The 18,631-nt window shown below is 70.5% G+C and carries 15 protein-coding genes; all 15 read right to left on the reverse strand.

Features of this window, described 5'->3' with window-relative positions:
- The coding region (locus ABT360_RS00005) for a hypothetical protein (protein WP_351808267.1) at positions 1-344 on the reverse strand (344 nt) is incomplete at its 3' end.
- A 183-nt stretch (positions 345-527) separates the two neighbouring features.
- A complete protein-coding gene (locus ABT360_RS00010) occupies positions 528-1,310 on the reverse strand; it encodes a TIGR03936 family radical SAM-associated protein (protein WP_351808269.1) in 783 nt (260 codons plus the stop codon).
- Between the two features lie 124 nt (positions 1,311-1,434).
- On the reverse strand, positions 1,435-2,448 hold the full coding sequence (locus ABT360_RS00015) for a hypothetical protein (protein WP_351808271.1): 1,014 nt from the start codon (positions 2,446-2,448) through the stop codon (positions 1,435-1,437).
- A gap of 164 nt (positions 2,449-2,612) precedes the next feature.
- Entirely contained in the window at positions 2,613-3,098 is a 486-nt protein-coding gene (locus ABT360_RS00020; RefSeq protein ID WP_351808927.1) for a hypothetical protein, read from the reverse strand.
- 322 nt (positions 3,099-3,420) lie between these two features.
- Entirely contained in the window at positions 3,421-5,343 is a 1,923-nt protein-coding gene (locus tag ABT360_RS00025; protein WP_351808273.1) for a TIGR03960 family B12-binding radical SAM protein, read from the reverse strand.
- A 59-nt stretch (positions 5,344-5,402) separates the two neighbouring features.
- The gene (locus tag ABT360_RS00030; protein ID WP_351808275.1) at positions 5,403-6,908 is read right to left on the reverse strand and encodes a CYTH and CHAD domain-containing protein; all 1,506 of its coding nucleotides are present in this window, start codon (positions 6,906-6,908) and stop codon (positions 5,403-5,405) included.
- Positions 6,909-6,951: 43 nt separating this feature from the next.
- Complete coding sequence (gene rodA / locus ABT360_RS00035; RefSeq protein WP_351808277.1) at positions 6,952-8,151, reverse strand: rod shape-determining protein RodA; 1,200 nt, start codon at positions 8,149-8,151, stop codon at positions 6,952-6,954.
- Between the two features lie 6 nt (positions 8,152-8,157).
- On the reverse strand, positions 8,158-10,347 hold the full coding sequence (gene mrdA / locus ABT360_RS00040) for a penicillin-binding protein 2 (RefSeq protein ID WP_351808279.1): 2,190 nt from the start codon (positions 10,345-10,347) through the stop codon (positions 8,158-8,160).
- A gap of 19 nt (positions 10,348-10,366) precedes the next feature.
- Positions 10,367-11,032: a rod shape-determining protein MreD gene (mreD, locus tag ABT360_RS00045; RefSeq protein WP_351808281.1), complete on the reverse strand. Its 666-nt coding sequence runs from the start codon at positions 11,030-11,032 to the stop codon at positions 10,367-10,369.
- Positions 11,033-11,034: 2 nt separating this feature from the next.
- The gene (gene mreC, locus ABT360_RS00050; RefSeq protein ID WP_351808283.1) at positions 11,035-11,985 is read right to left on the reverse strand and encodes a rod shape-determining protein MreC; all 951 of its coding nucleotides are present in this window, start codon (positions 11,983-11,985) and stop codon (positions 11,035-11,037) included.
- A gap of 132 nt (positions 11,986-12,117) precedes the next feature.
- Positions 12,118-13,137: a rod shape-determining protein gene (locus ABT360_RS00055; RefSeq protein WP_351808285.1), complete on the reverse strand. Its 1,020-nt coding sequence runs from the start codon at positions 13,135-13,137 to the stop codon at positions 12,118-12,120.
- 266 nt (positions 13,138-13,403) lie between these two features.
- On the reverse strand, positions 13,404-13,817 hold the full coding sequence (gene ndk, locus ABT360_RS00060) for a nucleoside-diphosphate kinase (RefSeq protein WP_064069522.1): 414 nt from the start codon (positions 13,815-13,817) through the stop codon (positions 13,404-13,406).
- A 117-nt stretch (positions 13,818-13,934) separates the two neighbouring features.
- Positions 13,935-14,270: a DUF4233 domain-containing protein gene (locus ABT360_RS00065; protein ID WP_351808289.1), complete on the reverse strand. Its 336-nt coding sequence runs from the start codon at positions 14,268-14,270 to the stop codon at positions 13,935-13,937.
- Between the two features lie 9 nt (positions 14,271-14,279).
- Positions 14,280-15,794, reverse strand: coding sequence for a bifunctional tetrahydrofolate synthase/dihydrofolate synthase (gene folC, locus ABT360_RS00070; protein WP_351808291.1), 1,515 nt, complete (start codon positions 15,792-15,794; stop codon positions 14,280-14,282).
- A gap of 93 nt (positions 15,795-15,887) precedes the next feature.
- A complete protein-coding gene (locus tag ABT360_RS00075) occupies positions 15,888-18,509 on the reverse strand; it encodes a valine--tRNA ligase (protein ID WP_351808293.1) in 2,622 nt (873 codons plus the stop codon).
- Positions 18,510-18,631 lie beyond the last annotated feature (122 nt).

Raw genomic sequence — 18,631 nt, forward strand, 5'->3', positions numbered from 1 at the left:
GGAGCGGCCTCCGGCACCTCAGCGGCCTGCGGCTCCTCGGCGACCTGGGGCGCACCCGCCGGGGCGGTCGCCTTACGCGTCGCGCGGCGGCGCGTACGCGCCGGAGCGGGCTCGGGCGCGTCGTTCGGCGCCTCGGCGAGGGAGGCGACGTCGGCCACCTCGGCGGCGGGCGTCTCGACGACGACCTCGCCGACCGGTGCGTCCCCGGCGCTCCCGGTGACCGGCGGACCCGCCGGCCTCGACGCGGCCCGGCGACGGCGGCGCGGCGGCAGCGTGTCGCTCGGAGAGTTGTTCTCTTCGTTGTGGTTACCGGCGGTGGTGCCGGTTTCGTTCGGCTCGAGCATGCGGGCGGTTCTCCCGTCACGCTCCCGGGCGCCGCGTCTGGCGCGGCGCCGCACGGGAGCTGTTATGTCTGGCCCGCCGGTTCCGTACGCGTTGTGCGTACGGCCTGGCGAAAGTCTCCTGTGGGTGTACGCGGCCCGACCCAGGTGGCTCCCGAGTGCCAGGGCTGCGCTACAACGACCGCCCTACGCGGAACCCGCACCTGTCGGCTCCGGGGCGGCGGCGAGTCCGGCGGCCTTGGGTGGGGCGGCCGTGACTGCCTCGCGGTCGGGCGCGAGCGGGTCGGTCACCGTGCCGGACTCCTCGTCGAAGAGCCCCTGCGCCAGCCTGGTCACCGCTGCGGGGACCGGCGGCGCCAGGTCGGCCACAGCTCGGAGACCGGACAGGACGTCGTCGGGTCGCACGGCAGGTGTCACGTGCCGAACAACCAGCCGCAGTATCGCACAGAGGCCCTGCCCGGGCCTATCAGACGGCACAGAGCCGGCCTCCAGGCCTGCCACGGCGGCCCGTGCGTCGAAGGTGCGCATCCCGTTCTTGGTCTTGCGCTGTACCTCGACGGCGTCGGCGGCGAGGAAGGCGGCGACGGCGCGCTCGGCGTCCGCCACGTCCACGCCCTCCAGGCGCAGTTCCCAGACGGAGGCGGTCAGCCGGTCGGCGAGACCCGAGGTGCGGGCCTCGACGGCGTCGGTGATGTCGAGCCCGTCCGGCAGCGACTCGTCGAGCAACTCGCGCAGTTTCCGGGGGTCACGCGGCTCGGTGAGCGCGATCTCCAGGTACTCGGCCTCGGAGCCCGTGCCGGTGGGGGCGGCATTGGCGTACGAGACCTTGGGGTGGGGTGTGAAGCCGGCCGAGTACGCCATGGGCACCTCGGCGCGGCGCAGCGCACGCTCGAACGCGCGCTGGAAGTCGCGGTGGCTGGTGAACCGGAGGCGGCCGCGCTTGGTGTAGCGCAGGCGGATGCGCTGCACTGCCGGTGCGGGCGGCGGGCCTTCGGGCTGTCGCTTGCCCAGTGGTTCTTCTCCTCGGTGCGGGGCGGGCGCGGTGGCGCTCCGCCCACGAAAATTCGGGCGGCTCCCGGGGGGCCCGCCCGGCTCACCCCCGCTGTCGCGGGGAGATCTCGGGTGCGGGCGCCACGCCAGGTGCGGTCTTTGTACTACCCAGACTACGCGCCGGGACGCCGGCCGGTTCCCCAGCCCGCCCCACCGCCGGTCCGCCGACCAGCGCCCGCCACGCGTCCCGGCGGGCCCGGCGGACCGTTTCGGCGGCCGAGGCCAGCGCCGCCCGGGTGGCGCGCCCCGCCTCGACGGCGGCCGTGCGGACCGGGCGCCAGAGGTGCTCGCGCAGGGCGTGACCGACCGGGGTGCACACGTTCCGGTAGCACCACGCCACCGGCCGGCCCACCAGGTTCCGTCCGAGCCACTTCAGCGCGCGCCCCACGGTCCGGGAGACGTACCCGGCGACACGCCACGCCACCACGATCGCGTCCCGGACCTCCCGCCCGGCGACCACGAGCGCCCGCCCCACGGGGGTGAGCACCCACCGGTAGAGCCACAGGGCCGGCGGGACGAGCACCCACCGGCACAGCCACACCAGCGGGACGACGATCCCGTACCGCACGACGGGCACGACGACGTACCGCCACAGCGCCACCCACGGCCACACGAACAGCGCCCTGGCCAGCCAGGCGGCGCCGTGCCCGAGCGGCGTCAGCAGGTACCGGTACAGCCACCGCGCCGGGGCCACCACCAAGGTCTCCACCAGCCACACCAGCGCGTGCCCGAGCGGTGTGAGCACCCACCGGTACAGCCACCCGGCCGGCTTCACGATGCCGTACGTCACCAGGGCCCCGATCAGCCACGCGAGCGCCCTGCCGAGGGGGGCCAGGACGTGCTCGTACAGCCGGATCAGCGGGGTGACGAACAGCACGTACAGCACCCGGCCGAGCGGGCGCAGCACCATCCGGTCGAGCGTCCGGCCGCACACGGCGAGGACGTCCCACACCATCCGTACGGGGACGACGACGAGCAGCACCACGATCCGCACCGGGATCCTGATCGCCGCCGTCAGGCATCCCTCGGGCTCACGCTCACGCTTGTCCACGTCCATGCCCGACATGACGCGAGCGGCCCGGCCTGGGGTTTCTTCCCCGGCCGGGCCGTTGCGCGGACGTTACAGGGGCACTTCACGACGGTTGGCGGCAGCGGCTTCCCGTCCGGCGGCGCACGGGACGCAGCCGGGCGCCGACCCGGCCCGGTCGACGGCCGCCGGAGTCAGTCCCCGGCCGGCCCCCGGAAGTCCACCGAGGTGACGAGGGCGTAGTCGAAGTGGATCGGGTCCCCCTCCTCGTCCATCGGGTACTCGAAGCTGCTCTCGTTCGACAGGACCACCTTGAGGTCGGGAAGGGTGTCCACGCCGTCGTCGTTCTGCTGGACCGTGTGGCCCCGCTTCTCCAGGCGCTCCAGCAGCTCTTCGCTGGGGGTCCGGAAGACGTCGAGCCCGTCGAGGAGGACCGTCACATCCGTGTCCTCGACGCGGAACCGGTACACATGGATGTCGGTCAACGCGCCCTTGGTGAAGCCGAGATTGAACCCCGTCCGGGACTCCCCGTGCTCGCAGAGCACCTGTCCGGGCGTGTCGCCGTAGTCCGGGTCGGACGGGGCGAAGCCCAGTTCGCGTGCGGCCCCGACCGCCTCGTCGGCCGACATGCCCAGCCTGAGCGTGGCAACTCCCACCTCCGGCAACAGCTCCAGAATCATCGCCAACCCTGCCTTTTCCCAAGGAACTTGTGCGTGATGTCGTCGATGTCCATCCTGGTGGCCCAGGCACGGCACCGGTGGCAGCGCCCACACGGCCACGCCCCGTACGACTGGATCATCGCCGGCTGCCCGGCAGGAGCACAGGGTCCGCTCAACTGCCGGCTCCGGGGAGCAAGGGTGTTCAGGAGACGGACGAGGCGCGGACGGGCGGCTACAGCGAGAGGCGTCCGGACTGCGACTGTCCGGACGCCTCTCCTCAGCTGCACCCCTCGACCGCGAGACCATGCCCTGGTCCCGCCGAGGAGTTCGGCGCTGGTGCCGACTACTTCTTGACGGTGAGCGGCAGCAGCTTCTTGCCCGTCGGGCCGATCTGGATGTGAGTGTCCATCTGCGGGCAGACACCGCAGTCGAAGCACGGCGTCCAGCGGCAGTCCTCGACCTCGGTCTCGTCGAGCGCGTCCTGCCAGTCCTCCCAGAGCCAGTCCTTGTCGAGACCGGAGTCCAGGTGGTCCCAGGGCAGGACCTCCTCGTACGTGCGCTCGCGGGTGGTGTACCAGTCGACGTCCACGCCGAACTCGGGCAGCGTCTTCTCCGCGCACGCCATCCAGCGGTCGTAACTGAAGTGCTCGCGCCAGCCGTCGAAGCGCCCGCCGTCCTCGTAGACGGCGCGGATCACGGCGCCCACGCGGCGGTCGCCGCGCGAGAGCAGGCCCTCGACGATGCCGGGCTTGCCGTCGTGGTAGCGGAAGCCGATGGAGCGGCCGTACTTCTTGTCGCCGCGGATCTTGTCGCGGAGCTTCTCCAGGCGGGCGTCGGTCTCCTCGGCGGACAGCTGCGGCGCCCACTGGAAGGGGGTGTGCGGCTTGGGCACGAAGCCGCCGATGGAGACGGTGCAGCGGATGTCGTTCTGGCCGGACACCTTGCGGCCCTCGGCGATGACGTTGGCCGCCATGTCGGCGATCTGGAGCACGTCGTCGTCGGTCTCGGTGGGCAGGCCGCACATGAAGTACAGCTTCACCTGGCGCCAGCCGTTGCCGTACGCCGTGGAGACCGTACGGATCAGGTCCTCCTCGGAGACCATCTTGTTGATGACCTTGCGCATGCGCTCGGAGCCGCCCTCGGGGGCGAAGGTGAGACCGGACCGACGGCCGTTCCTGGTCAGCTCGTTGGCGAGGTCGACGTTGAACGCGTCGACGCGGGTGGAGGGCAGCGACAGGCCGATCTTGTCGTCCTCGTACCGGTCGGCGAGGCCCTTGGCGATGTCGCCGATCTCGGAGTGGTCGGCGGAGGACAGCGACAGCAGGCCGACCTCCTCGAACCCGGTCGCCTTGAGACCCTTCTCGACCATGTCGCCGATGCCGGTGATGCTTCGCTCCCGCACGGGGCGCGTGATCATGCCGGCCTGGCAGAAGCGGCAGCCGCGGGTGCAGCCGCGGAAGATCTCCACGGACATCCGCTCGTGGACGGTCTCGGCGAGCGGGACGAGCGGCTGCTTGGGATAGGGCCACTCGTCGAGGTCCATGACGGTGTGCTTGGACACGCGCCACGGGACGCCCGACTTGTTCGGTACGACGCGGCCGATGCGTCCGTCGGGCAGGTACTCGACGTCGTAGAACGCGGGGATGTACACGGAGCCGGTCTTCGCGAGGCGGAAGAGGACCTCCTCGCGGCCGCCGGGACGGCCCTCCGCCTTCCAGGCACGGATGATCCCGGTCATGTCGAGCACGGCCTGCTCGCCGTCACCGATGATCGCGGCGTCGATGAAGTCGGCGATCGGCTCGGGGTTGAAGGCCGCGTGGCCGCCCGCGAGGACGATCGGGTCGTCGAGCGTGCGGTCCTTCGCCTCCAGCGGGATGCCCGCCAGGTCGAGCGCCGTGAGCATGTTGGTGTAGCCCAGCTCGGTGGAGAAGCTCAGCCCGAAGACGTCGAACGCCTTCACGGGCCGGTGGCTGTCCACGGTGAACTGCGGCACCCCGTGCTCGCGCATCAGCGCTTCGAGGTCGGGCCACACGCTGTACGTACGCTCCGCGAGGACGCCCTCGCGCTCGTTCAGGACCTCGTAGAGGATCATGACGCCCTGGTTGGGGAGCCCGACCTCGTAGGCGTCCGGGTACATGAGCGCCCAGCGCACGTCGCACTCGTCCCAGGGCTTGACGGTGGAGTTCAGCTCACCGCCGACGTACTGAATGGGCTTCTGCACGTGCGGGAGCAGAGCTTCGAGCTGTGGGAAGACCGACTCGGACATCAGAGACCTTCATGAGCTGGCAGGGGGCGACTCTCAAGCGTACCCCGGTGCGTCGGAGGTCAGAGCCGCCGCAGTTTTCCCGGTACCGCCTTCGCCCACACCCGCGGCAGCTCCCTCTCGCGCTCCGCCGCCCGGGCCTCCTCCTGGCCGTACAGCAGGCCCCAGGTGAAGGCGGTCTCGCCCGCCAGGTGGGCCTGGATGGCGAGGTCGCGGAGGGTGTCGCGGGCGACGACGCTGTCCTGGTGGTCGCCGAGGACCTTCTGCACGGCCTTCACCCGCTTGACGAACCGCTTCGCGGGCCTGCCGAGCACGGGCGCGGCGGCCTCGGCGGCGTACCGGGCGCGCTTGGCGGCCTTGCGGGCCTCGTGCAGGGCGACGTCCCGGTCGTGGCCGGCGGGCAGGGCGAGCGCGCGGTCGATGCGGGCGGCGAGCCGCTCGTAGTCCTTGAGGATCGCCCTGGGCAGGACCGCGACGGCGTCCTTTCGGGCGGCGGGCCGGAGCGGGGGGTCGGCGAGCAGGGTGTGGAGGGCGTCCAGGAGGGCGGCGTAGCGCTCACTGTCGAGGACGGCGAGGGTGCGGGCGCGTGATCCGGCGCGGCCGGCACCGGCCCAGGCGCGGAGGCGTCCCCTGACCGGTCCGAGCAGCAGCGTGACGGGCACGGCGTCGATACGGGCGGTGAGCCGTTCGGCGAGGACCTCCTGGTCGCGGTCGACGCCGAGTTCGCGGGCCAGCCACTTCAGTTCCTCGGCGACGGGGCCGGTGGCGGCCGGGTCCAGGATCTTCCGGTAGGTGCGGAAGGCGCTGCGCAGGCGGCGGGTGGCGACGCGCATCCGGTGCACGGAGTCGGGCAGGTCGCGGCGTACGGCGGCGTCGCAGGTGACCAGCGTGTCGGCCTGTTCGCGCAGGTGGGCGAGGACATGGCCGCCGGCGGTGCCGTCCGGCTCGGGGGGCGGCGCCGGCCGCCGGCCGGTGTCCTGGAGCGCCTTGGCGAGTTTGGACGCCGACCGGGCGGGCTTCAGCCCCTTCTTGCGGAGCCGTTTGTGCACGGCGTCGAGGAACGCGGGGTCGCCGCCGTCGGCGAGCTCGATCTCGATCTCGGTCCACTCGGCGGTGGAGCCGTCCCCGCCCGTGAGCCGCTCGGCGCGGACCGTGTCGGTGCTCGCCTCGGCGAGCAGGGCGCCCTTGGCGCCGACGAGGTGGCGCACGTCGCGGCGGGACCGGAGCCGTACCAGCGGAACGAGCGCGGCGCCCCGGGTCCTGGCCCGGACCAGCCCGGCCAGCGAGCGGGGCACGTCGTCCTCCAGCGGGGCGCGGATCTCGTCCCGTACGCCGGGGGCGACCGGCAGTTTCAGGTGCCAGCCGGCGTCGTCGCCCCCGGTGCGGCGGCGCAGGGTGATGGACGCCTCGGCCAGGCGCAGGTCCTCGGTGTCGTAGTAGACGGCGTCCAGCTCGGCGACGCCCTTGTCGACGACGTCACAGACGCCGCGCACTCCGGTGAGGTCCGGCAGTCGGGTGTCGGGGCCGGCTTCGTACTTCCGCTCGATCTCGCGCTTCGTGTCCGCCATCATTCGAATTCAGCTACCCCCGACGGGCCGGTCCATGCGGTCCCTAGGCGGTCAGTGGCCGTTGCACCCTGATCGACTGAAGCAGTCCGATCGCCACCCACACCGCGAACATCGACGATCCTCCGTAGGACACGAACGGCAGCGGGAGACCGGCGACCGGCATGATGCCGAGGGTCATGCCGATGTTCTCGAAGGACTGGAAGGCGAACCAGGCGATGATCCCGGCGGCGACGATCGTGCCGTACAGCTCGGTCGTCTCGCGGGCGATCCGGCAGGCGCGCCAGAGCACCACGCCGAGGAGCGCGATGATCGCGGACCCGCCGATGAAGCCGAGTTCCTCTCCGGCGACGGTGAAGATGAAGTCGGTCTGCTGTTCGGGGACGAACTGTCCGGTGGTCTGGTGGCCGTTGAACAGTCCCGCGCCGTACAGCCCGCCGGAGCCGACGGCGATGCGCGCCTGGTTGGTGTTGTAGCCGGCGCCGGCCGGGTCGAGCTCGGGGTTGGCGAAGGCCGCGAACCGGTTGATCTGGTACTGGTCGAGCAGGCCGAGCGCGGTGACGAGGACCGCGCCGACGATGCCCGCGCCGATCAGCCCGAAGATCCACCGGTTGGACGCGCCGGAGGCGAGCAGCACGCCCAGGACGATGACGACCATGACCATCACGGAGCCGAGGTCGGGCATCAGCATCACGATGGCCATCGGTACGACGGCGAGGACGAGGGACTTGGCGACCGTGCGGTGATCGGGGTGGATCTGGTCGCCCGCGTCGACCTTGGCGGCCAGCAGCACTGCCATGCCCAGGATGATCGTGATCTTCACGAACTCGGAGGGCTGGAGCGAGAACCCGCCGCCGATCACGATCCAGGCGTGCGCACCGTTGATGGTGGCGCCGAGCGGGGTGAGGACGAGCAGCACCAGGACCACGGAGATGCCGTACAGCACCGGCACCGCCCCGCGCAGGGTGCGGTGGCCCAGCCAGATGGTGCCGACCATCAGGGCGAACCCGATGCCGGTGTTGAGGATGTGGCGGAAGAGGAAGGCGTAGGGGTCGCCCTGGGTGAGCTCGGTGCGGTTGCGGGTGGCGGACCACACCAGGAGCGAACCGATGAAGGACAGCGCGATCGCGGAGAACAGCAGCGGCCAGTCGAGCCTGCGCACCATCGAGTCGCGGGCGGTGAGCTTGGACCAGACGCCGCGGTCGGGCGCGTACCGCGAGACGGAGAAGTTGTTGGTTCCGGCCATCGTGGGTCAGTCCCTCCAGACGGGGGGCGGGCCCGCGAGTGGTGGCTCTCCGTCGCCCTGCTCGCTCGGGTCGACCTTCTGGGAGTTCGGGTCGTACGGCTTGACGGGCGGCGCGTCGATGGAGCCGTCGGGCTGGATCTTGGGCAGCGCCGTCTGCGGCCTGGGCAGCAGGGCCCGCTTGAGGTCCTGGTTGCCGGCGTCGTCCAGACCGTAGATGGCGTCGTAGATGTTGCGTACGGCGGGGCCCGAGGCGCCGGAGCCCGTACCACCCTGGGAGATCGTCATGACGATCGTGAAGTCGTCGGTGTAGGTCGCGAACCACGAGGTGGTCTGCTTGCCGTAGACCTGGGCGGTACCGGTCTTCGCCCGCATCGGGATCTTGTCCTGCGGCCAGCCGCCGAACCGCCAGGCGGCGGTTCCGCCGGGTTCGACGACGGAGCGCAGGCCCTTGTCGAGGTCGCTGATGGTCTCGGCGTCGACCGGCAGCCTGCCGTGGGGCCTGGGCTTGATCTCCTCGACCTTCTTGCCGTCGGGACTGATCACGGCCTTGCCGATGGTGGGGTTGTAGAGGGTGCCGCCGTTGCTGATGGCGGCGTAGGCGGTGGCCAACTGGATCGGGGTGATGAGAACGTCGCCCTGGCCGATGGCGAAGTTGATGCTGTCGAAGGCCTTCAGCTGGTTGCCTTCGAGGCAGCTCTCATAGGCGATCTGCTCGACGTAGCTGCCGCCCTTCTTGCCCTGCTTGCACCAGGAGTCCTTGTTGGCCTTCCAGAAGGACTGCTTCCAATGGCGGTCGGGGATGCGGCCCTTGACCTCGTTCGGCAGGTCGATGCCCGTCTCGGAGCCGAAGCCGAAGTCGTGCGCGGTCCGGTAGAACCAGTCGTTGGCGTTCTTCTTCGGCTTGAGGCCGCCGTCGCGCTGCCACTCCTCGTGGCCGAGACGGTAGAAGACGGTGTTGCAGGAGAACTTCAGGGCGTCGCCGAGGGAGATGGGGCCGTGCCCCTTGGACTCGAAGTTCGCGAAGCTCCGCCCGCCGAGGCTGTAGGAGCTGCTGCAGTTGTAGCGGCTGTCGAAGGGGTTGCCCGCCCGCACGGCCGCGCTCGCCGAGACCACCTTGAAGACGGAGCCGGCGGGTGCCTGACCCTGGATGGCCCGGTTGAGCAGCGGGTAGTTGGAGTTCTTGCCGGTGAGCTTGGCGTACTCCGTGCCGGAGATGCCGCCGACCCAGGCGTTGGGGTCGTAGTCGGGCTGGGAGGCCATCGCGACGACCCGGCCGGTCTTGGACTCCAGGACGACGACGGCGCCCGCGTCGGCCTTGTACGGCCGGCCGGTGATCTTGTCCGTCTCCTTGCGGACGGTCTTCATCGCCTGCTGGAGCTCGTACTCGGCGACGGCCTGGACCCGGGCGTCGATGCTGGTGACGACCGTCGAGCCGGGCCTGCCCGGGTCGCTCTCCGCCTCGCCGAGGACCCGGCCCAGGTTGTCGACCTCGTAGCGGGTGACGCCCGCCTTGCCGCGCAGCGCCTTGTCGTACGTGCGTTCCAGGCCGGAGCGTCCGACCTGGTCGGAGCGGAGGAACGGCGAGTCGGTGTCCTTGGCCTTCTCCAGCTCCTCGTCGGTGACGGGCGAGAGGTAGCCGAGCACCTGCGCGGTGCGGGCGCCGCCGGGCGCGGTGTAGCGGCGTACGGCGGTGGGTTCGGCGGTGATGCCGGGGAAGTCCTCGGCGCGTTCCCGGATCTGCAGGGCCTGCTGGGTGGTGGCCTCGTCGGTGACGGGGATCGGCTGGAAGGGCGAGCCGTTCCAGCAGGGCTGGGGGGTCTTGGAGTCGCAGAGGCGGATCTTGTCCATGACGTCCTTGGGCTTCATGCCCAGGACTCCGGCCAGCCGGGTGAGGACGCCCTTGCCGTCGTCCTTCATCTTCAGCAGCTCGGTGCGGGAGGCGGAGACCACGAGGCGGGTCTCGTTGTCGGCGAGGGGGACGCCGCGGGCGTCGAGGATGGCGCCGCGGACGGCGGGCTGGACGACCTGCTGGACGTGGTTGTTCTTCGCCTCGTCGGTGTACTCCTTGCCCTGCCGGATCTGGATGTACCAGAGGCGGCCGCCAAGGGTGAGGAGTAGGGAGAAGACCAGGACCTGGATGACGATGAGCCGGATCTGGACCCGGGGGGTCCGCCCGGTCTCGGGGATGTTGCTCATGACGCGGTTGCCCCCTCGGTCACAGTCGCTTGACGCCCTTGATGCGTCCGGCCCGCGCCGCCCGGTTGCGGGCGGCCCTCATGCGCAGTACGCCGCGCTGTTCGCCGATCCTCAGGCCGGTGCCGTTCGCCATGAAGCCCGAGGCGACGTCGGCGCCACCACTGCCGGCGTCGGCGAGGGGGTCGTTCTCGGCGCGTCTGGCGAGCGCCATGATCAGCGGCACGGTGAAGGGCGCGAGGAGCAGGTCGTAGATCACCGCGGTGATCAGCAGGGAGACCAGGCCGACGTGGCGGGCGGCGGTGTCGCCGACGAGGGCGCCGACGCCCGCGTACAGCAGGGTCGAGCCGACGGCCGCGACGACCACCATGACCATGGGGCCGGTGGCGGAGCGCAGCTGGCCGTTCTCGGGCTTGGCGAGGCCGACGAGGTAGCCGATGACGCACAGGACCAGGGCGTACCGCCCGGCGGCGTGGTCGGCGGGCGGGGCGAGGTCGACGAGGAGCCCGGCACCGAAGCCGATGAGGGCGCCGCTGACGTGCCCGTACACCAGGGCGAGGCCGACGACGACGAGCAGCAGCAGGTCGGGGACGGCGCCGGGGAGCTGGAGGCGGGCCAGGATCGACACCTGGATGACGAGGGCCACGACGACGAGGGTCGTGGAGAGCAGGATCCGGTTGAAACGCATGGTCACTCCCCCTCCGGCGGCCCGCTCGGCGCGCCGCTGGGCGCCCCGGTGGGGGACGGGGTCACCGTGACCGTGACGGTCGGCTCGGGCGTGGGCTTGGGTGGCAGGACGGTGTCGCGGGGGTCGGTGCGCGGGGCCTGGACGACGACGCCCACGATGTCGAGCTTGCTGAAGCCGGCGTACGGGCGGACGAAGATGTTCCGGGTGAGGTTGCCGGTGGAGGGATCCACCCGGATGACCTCGCCGACCGGGACGCCGGGCACGAACGGCTTGTCGGCCTGCGAGCCGAAGGTGACCAGCCGGTCGCCGGGCTTGACCTTCGCCTTGCCGTTGAGGAGCTGCACGGACAGCGGGCGGTCCCCCTGGCCGGTGGCGAAGCCCAGCTCGTCGGACTTCTCCAGGCGGGTGCCGACGGTGAAGTCGGGGTCGCTGGCGAGGAGCACGGTGGCGGTGCCGGGGCCGACGGTGGTGACGCGGCCGACGAGGCCGTCCCCGTTGATGACCGTCATGTCCCGCTTGATGCCGTCGTTGGCACCGGCGTCGATGGTCACCGTCCAGGAGAAGCCCTGGGCGGCCCCTATGGCGATGACCTCGGCCGCCTTGATGCCGTACTGGCCGGCGCCGGCCTTCTTCAGCAGGTTGTCGAGTTCGCGCACGCGGCTGCGGTTGCGGTCGTCGCTGCCGAGTTTCGCCTTGAGCGCGGCGTTCTCCCGCTCCAGCGCCGCGATGCGGTTGTGGCGTTCGCCCGAGTCCCGTACGGCCGCGATGGCGTTGCCGACCGGGTTGACGGCGGACGCGACGCTGTTCTCGACCGGGCCGAAGACAGTGGCGGCTGCCCGTCTGGCGCCGTCGACGGGTGACTCCTCGCCGCCGCGGATATCCACCGTGATCAGCGCGAACGCGATGGCTACCAGCAGCACCAGGAGCAGCCGGCTCTCTCGTGTGTCCCTCACGTGGGGCGGCCGTGCCCTTCCTCGTAGGAAACTCGTAGGAAATTTTTGTGCCGTTATACCAACCGGATCAACCTGATCAACGATCAGCCGTACGGGTCCGGCAGCACCCGTACGGCTGACCTGTGGGCCCCGCTATCTGCGCGGCTGGGCGTCCAGCACCTGCTGGAGCGCCTCGAACTCCTCCACGCACTTGCCGGAGCCGAGTGCCACCGAGTCCAGCGGGTCCTCGGCGATGTGGATCGGCATGCCGGTCTCCCGGCGAAGCCGCTCGTCGAGGCCGCGCAGCAGGGCGCCGCCACCGGTGAGGACGATGCCCCGGTCCATGACGTCGCCGGAGAGCTCCGGCGGGCACTTGTCGAGGGTCGTCTTGACGGCGTCGACGATCGCGTTGACCGGCTCCTCGATGGCCTTGCGGACCTCGGCGGCCGAGATCACCACGGTCTTCGGGAGGCCGGACACCAGGTCCCGCCCCCGGATCTCGGTGTGCTCGTCGGTTTCGAGGTCGTACGCCGAACCGATGGTGATCTTGATCTGTTCGGCGGTCCGCTCACCGAGGAGGAGGCTGTACTCCTTCTTGATGTGCTGGATGATCGCGTTGTCCAGCTCGTCGCCGGCCACCCGGATGGACTGTGCCGTGACGATTCCGCCGAGCGAGATGACGGCGACCTCGGTGGTGCCGCCACCGATGTCGACGACCATGTTGCCGGTGGCCTCGTGGACCGGGAGGCCGGAGCCGATGGCGGCGGCCATGGGCTCCTCGATGATGTGCACCTGACGGGCGCCCGCCTGGGTGGACGCCTCGATGACCGCGCGGCGCTCGACGCCGGTGATGCCGGACGGCACACAGACGACGACCCGCGGGCGGGCGAGGTAGCGGCGCTTGTGGATCTTGAGGATGAAGTAGCGGAGCATGCGCTCCGTGATCTCGAAGTCGGCGATCACGCCGTCCTTCAGCGGCCGGACGGCCACGATGTTGCCGGGCGTCCGGCCGATCATCTTCTTCGCTTCGGAGCCGACCGCCAGGATGCCGCCGGTGTTGGTGTTGATCGCGACGACGGACGGCTCGTTGAGGACGATGCCGCGACCCCTCACGTACACCAGCGTGTTGGCGGTCCCGAGGTCGACAGCCATGTCACGGCCGATGAACGACATTGAGTTCCCCTTGTTTCCCATGAGGATGCGTCGGGCCTTCCCAATTAGAGCGTTGACGGCTTCTCAGGTCGGCGAGGTGGGTGGTGTGGCGAGGAGATTCACATCGTAGACCCGCCTGCGCGGACACGGCGCGGTGGCCCGCCTCTGTATGAGTGATGACGAAGTGTCGGAGCGATGCGTTCCCGGTCGTGGCGTTCATATGCCGAAGGGCGACCGAAATTCCTTCGGTCGCCCCAGGTCATGAGCGCTGTATGGCTGACAGCGAGTCAGGAAATACCCGGGAAGAAAATCTTCAGTTCCCGAATGGCGGACTCCTCGGAGTCCGAAGCGTGAATCAGGTTCTCCCGGACGATGGTGCCGAAATCACCACGGATGGACCCCGGCGCTGCGGCGATCGGGTCGGTCGGTCCGGCCAGTTGGCGTACGCCCTCGATGACCCGCTCGCCCTCGACCACCAGTGCGACGACCGGCCCGGAGGACATGAACGCCACCAGCGGCTCGTAGAACGGCTTGCCCTTGTGCTCGCCGTAGTGCTGCTCCAGCGTGTCCTGGTCCAGGTGGCGCAGCTCCAGCGCGGTGATGGCCCAGCCGGCCTTGCGCTCGATACGGCCGATGATCTCGCCGATCAGGCCGCGGCGTACCGCGTCGGGCTTGAGGAGGACGAGGGTGCGCTGGGTCATCTGTTACGGCTCCTTGCAGGCATACATGTGCGGTGAGCCGAGGCTACAGGGGCCGTACGGCGGCACGGCACCGGGTCCCACGTTGCGCCCCCCGGGGGCCGGAGCCGCCGGGAGGGGCTACTGCGGCTGGGCCGCCCACTTGGCCTTGGCTTCGTCGATCTTGCGGCCGAAGTGGACCGACGCCCACCACAGCCCCGCGAACACCGCGCCCAGGAAGAACATGACCGGCACGATGAAGCCGCTGACGATCAGCGCCACCTGGAGCGCCCAGCCGAGCTGTATCCCACCCGGCCGGGTGATCATGCCGCACAGCAGCACGCTCAGAGCCATCAGGATGCCGCACACCGTCCAGACGGTGCCCATGCTCAGGCTGTCGTCCTTCATGGCCACCAGGCCTGCGAAGCCGATCACGAAAAACTCGCCGATCAGCGTGGACGCGCAGAGCGTACGCATCAGGAAACCTCAGCCCTTCCCCAGCAGCAGCCGGGCCTCGCCGACAGTGATCACCGAACCCGTCACGAGGACGCCCGCGCCCGCGAACTCGTCCTCCTCCTCCGCCAGCGTGATCGCCGCCTCCAGCGCGTCGTCCAGCCGCGGCTCCACCACCACCCGCTCGTCGCCGAAGACCTCGACGGCGACCGCGGCCAGCTCGTCCGCGTCCATCGCGCGGTGGCTGGAGTTCTGGGTGACGACGACCTCCGCGAAGATCGGCTCGAACGCCTCCAGCAGGCCCCGGACGTCCTTGTCGCCGCTCGTCCCGACGACACCGACCAGCCGGGAGAAGCCGAACGCCTCGCTGATGCCCTCGGCCGTGGCCCGCGCGCCCGCCGGGTTGTGCGCGGCGTCCAGCACCACGGTCGGGCTGCGCCGCACCACCTCCAGGCGGCCCGGCGAGACCACCGAGGCGAACGCCCCGCGGATCCGGTCCACGTCCAGCGTCCGCGCCTCCTGGGCGCCCACGCCGAAGAACGCCTCCACGGCCGCCAGCGCCACCGCCGCGTTGTGCGCCTGGTGCGCGCCGTACAGCGGCAGGAAGATCTCCTCGTACTCGCCGCCGAGCCCGCGCAGCGTCAGCAGTTGCCCGCCGACCGCGACCTCGCGCGAGACGACGCCGAACTCCATGCCCTCGCGGGCGACGGTCGCGTCGACCTCGACGGCCTTCTTCAGCATCACCTGCGCCGCGTCCACCGGCTGCTGCGCCAGGATGACGGTGGCGCCCTGCTTGATGATCCCGGACTTCTCGCCGGCGATCTCGGCGTGTGTCGTGCCGAGCCGGTCCGTGTGGTCCAGGTCGATGGGGGTGACGACGGCGACGTCGCCGTCGATCACGTTCGTCGCGTCCCAGCTGCCGCCCATGCCGACCTCGACGACGGCCACGTCCACCGGCGCGTCGGCGAACGCCGCGTACGCCATTCCGGTGAGGACCTCGAAGAAGGACAGCCGGTATTCCTGGGACGTGTCGACCATCTCGACGTACGGCTTGATGTCCTGATACGTCTCGATGAACCGCTCGTGGCTGATCGGCGCACCGTCCAGGCTGATCCGCTCGGTGATCGACTGCACGTGCGGCGAGGTGTACCGCCCGGTGCGCAGGTCGAACGCGCCGAGCAGCGCCTCGATCATCCGGGCCGTGGACGTCTTGCCATTGGTCCCGGTGATGTGGATCGAGGGGTACGCGCGCTGCGGCTCGCCCAGCACGTCCATCAGCGCCGCGATCCGCGTCACCGAAGGCTCCAGCTTGGTCTCGCCCCAGCGGGTGGCCAGCTCCTGCTCCACCACCCGCAGCGCCTTGTCCACCTCCGGGTCGGCGGGGCGCCCGGGGACGGCCTCGTCGGCCTGGGGCGGGCCGGCCTGGGCACGCAGCGTACGGCTGCCGGCCTCGATCACCGCCAGGTCGGGGTCTCGGTCGGTTGCGGCTTCCACGATCTCGTCGAAGTCGTCGCTGTCGCTGTCGCTGGACGGGGGCTGCTCACTCACAGGCCCAGTCTACGGAGCCCCACCGACAGCACCCGGACCGGTGCCGCAACGGCGGGGGCGCGGGGCACACGCCCCGCGCCCCCGCCGTACGGGTCACGCCTCGGGAAGGCTCGCCAGCTGGTTCTGGATCCGGGCGATGTCCTCGTCCGCCTTCGCCAGCCGCGTACGGATCTTCTCCACGACGTTGTCCGGCGCCTTGGCGAGGAACGCCTCGTTGCCGAGCTTCGCCGTCGCCTGGGCCTTCTCCTTCTCGGCCGCCGCCAGGTCCTTCGCGAGGCGCTTGCGCTCCGCCGCCACGTCGATGGTGCCCGACAGGTCGAGCGCGACAGTGGCGCCCGCGACCGGCAGGGAGGCGGTGGCGTGGAAGCCCTCGCCCTCCGGCTGGAGGCGCAGCAGCTGGCGGATGGCGGCCTCGTGCGGCGCCAGCGCCGTGCCGGCCGTGTCCAGGCGGGCCGGGACCTTCTGGCCGTCCTTGAGGCCCTGGTCCTTGCGGAAGCGGCGGACCTCGGTGACGACCCGCTGGACCAGCTCGATCTCGCGCTCGGCGGCCTCGTCACGGAAGCCGGAGTCGGCCGGCCAGTCGGCGATGACGAGCGACTCCTGGCCCGTGAGCGAGGTCCACAGCGTCTCGGTGACGAACGGGGCCACCGGGTGCAGCAGCCGCAGCGTCACGTCGAGGACCTCGCCCAGGACGCGGGCCGAGACCTCGGCGGGCTCGCCGCCGCCGAAGAACGTGGTCTTCGACAGCTCGACGTACCAGTCGAAGACCTCGTCCCACGCGAAGTGGTACAGCGCGTCCGAGAGCTTCGCGAACTGGAAGTCCTCGTAGTACGCGTCGACTTCGGCGACCGTGGCGTTCAGCCGCGACAGGATCCACCGGTCGGTGGCGGACATCCGGGACGGCTCGGGCAGCGGGCCCTGGACCGTCGCGCCGTTCATCAGCGCGAAGCGGGTGGCGTTCCAGATCTTGTTGGTGAAGTTGCGGGACGCCTGGACCCAGTCCTCGCCGATCGGCACGTCGGTGCCGGGGTTGGCGCCGCGGGCCAGGGTGAAGCGGACGGCGTCGGAGCCGTACGCGTCCATCCAGTCCAGCGGGTCGACGACGTTGCCGAAGGACTTCGACATCTTCTTGCCGCGCTCGTCACGGACGAGACCGGTCAGGGCGATGGTCTTGAAGGGGACCTCGCCGTCCATCGCGTACAGGCCGAACATCATCATCCGGGCGACCCAGAAGAAGATGATGTCGTGGCCGGTGAGGAGGACGTCGGTGGAGTAGAACTTCTCCAGGTCCGGCGTCCGCTCCGGCCAGCCGAGCGTGGAGAACGGCCACAGGCCGGAGGAGAACCAGGTGTCCAGGACGTCGGTGTCCTGCGTCCAGCCCTCGCCGGTGGGCGCCTCGTCGTCCGGTCCGACGCAGACCACTTCGCCGTTCGGCCCGTACCAGACGGGGATGCGGTGGCCCCACCACAGCTGGCGCGAGATGCACCAGTCGTGCATGTTGTCGACCCAGTCGAAGTACCGCTTCGACATGTCCTCCGGGTGGATCTTCACCCGGCCGTCACGGACCGCGTCACCGGCGGCCTGGGCGAGCGGGCCGACCTTGACCCACCACTGCATCGACAGGCGCGGCTCGATGGTGGTCTTGCAGCGCGAGCAGTGGCCGACGGAGTGGACGTACGGGCGCTTCTCGGCGACGATCCGGCCCTGCGAGCGCAGCGCGCCGACGACGGCGCTGCGCGCCTCGAACCGGTCCAGGCCCTGGAAGGGGCCGTGGACGGTGATGACACCGCGCTCGTCCATGATGGTCAGGGACTCCAGGCCGTGGCGCTGGCCGATCGCGAAGTCGTTCGGGTCGTGCGCCGGGGTCACCTTGACGGCGCCGGTGCCGAACTCCGGGTCCACGTGGGTGTCCGCGACGACCGGGATCGTCCGGTCGGTCAGCGGCAGCTTGATGCGCTTGCCGACGAGGTGCTTGTACCGCTCGTCGTCCGGGTGGACGGCGACCGCGGTGTCACCGAGCATCGTCTCGGCGCGGGTGGTGGCGACGACGAGCGTCTCGTCGCCCTCGCCGTACTGGATGGAGACGAGCTCGCCGTCGTCCTCCTGGTACTCCACCTCGATGTCCGAGATGGCGGTCAGGCAGCGCGGGCACCAGTTGATGATGCGCTCGGCGCGGTAGATCAGCTCGTCGTCGTACAGCTTCTTGAAGATGGTCTGGACGGCCTTGGACAGGCCCTCGTCCATGGTGAACCGCTCGCGCGACCAGTCGACGCCGTCACCGAGGCGGCGCATCTGGCCGAGGATCTTGCCGCCGTACTCCTCCTTCCACTGCCAGACGCGCTCGACGAAGTCCTCGCGGCCCAGGTCGTGGCGGGACTTGCCCTCTTCGGCGAGCTGCTGCTCGACCTTGTTCTGGGTGGCGATACCGGCGTGGTCCATGCCGGGCAGCCACAGCGCCTCGAAGCCCTGCATCCGCTTGCGGCGGGTGAGGGCGTCCATCAGCGTGTGCTGGAAGGCGTGGCCCAGGTGGAGGCTGCCGGTGACGTTCGGCGGCGGGATGACGATGGTGTACGGGGGCTTCTCGCTCTTCGCGTCGGCCGTGAAGTAACCGCGCTCTACCCAGCGCTCGTACAGCTTCCCCTCTACCTCGGCCGGCGCGTACTGGGTCGGCAGTTCGGGGACGGATGCTGGCTGCTGCTGAGTGTTCTCGGTCACGGGCCACAGTTTAGAGGTGTCACAGGCCCGTACTGAAACGGGAATGTTCCGTAACGGTTGGGCCCCCCGCCGCTCCGCGCCCCATGGCTTTCAGCCAGGATGTGAGGAACGCATAAGCATTC

It is taken from the genome of Streptomyces sp. NPDC000229, from assembly GCF_040300825.1.
Classification (GTDB): Bacteria; Actinomycetota; Actinomycetes; order Streptomycetales; family Streptomycetaceae; genus Streptomyces.

What these genes read in the sequence shown, in the direction of transcription:
- ABT360_RS00025 (WP_351808273.1), bottom strand. Translation starts at nt 5,343, where the DNA reads ATGTCCGAGTCGGTCTTCCCACAGCTCGAAGCTCTGCTCCCGCACGTG.
- mrdA (WP_351808279.1), bottom strand. Translation starts at nt 10,347, where the DNA reads ATGAGCAACATCCCCGAGACCGGGCGGACCCCCCGGGTCCAGATCCGG.
- ndk (WP_064069522.1), bottom strand. Translation starts at nt 13,817, where the DNA reads ATGACCCAGCGCACCCTCGTCCTCCTCAAGCCCGACGCGGTACGCCGC.
- rodA (WP_351808277.1), bottom strand. Translation starts at nt 8,151, where the DNA reads ATGGCCGGAACCAACAACTTCTCCGTCTCGCGGTACGCGCCCGACCGC.
- ABT360_RS00020 (WP_351808927.1), bottom strand. Translation starts at nt 3,098, where the DNA reads ATGATTCTGGAGCTGTTGCCGGAGGTGGGAGTTGCCACGCTCAGGCTG.
- mreD (WP_351808281.1), bottom strand. Translation starts at nt 11,032, where the DNA reads ATGCGTTTCAACCGGATCCTGCTCTCCACGACCCTCGTCGTCGTGGCC.
- ABT360_RS00065 (WP_351808289.1), bottom strand. Translation starts at nt 14,270, where the DNA reads ATGCGTACGCTCTGCGCGTCCACGCTGATCGGCGAGTTTTTCGTGATC.
- ABT360_RS00015 (WP_351808271.1), bottom strand. Translation starts at nt 2,448, where the DNA reads ATGGACGTGGACAAGCGTGAGCGTGAGCCCGAGGGATGCCTGACGGCG.
- ABT360_RS00055 (WP_351808285.1), bottom strand. Translation starts at nt 13,137, where the DNA reads ATGTCGTTCATCGGCCGTGACATGGCTGTCGACCTCGGGACCGCCAAC.
- ABT360_RS00030 (WP_351808275.1), bottom strand. Translation starts at nt 6,908, where the DNA reads ATGGCGGACACGAAGCGCGAGATCGAGCGGAAGTACGAAGCCGGCCCC.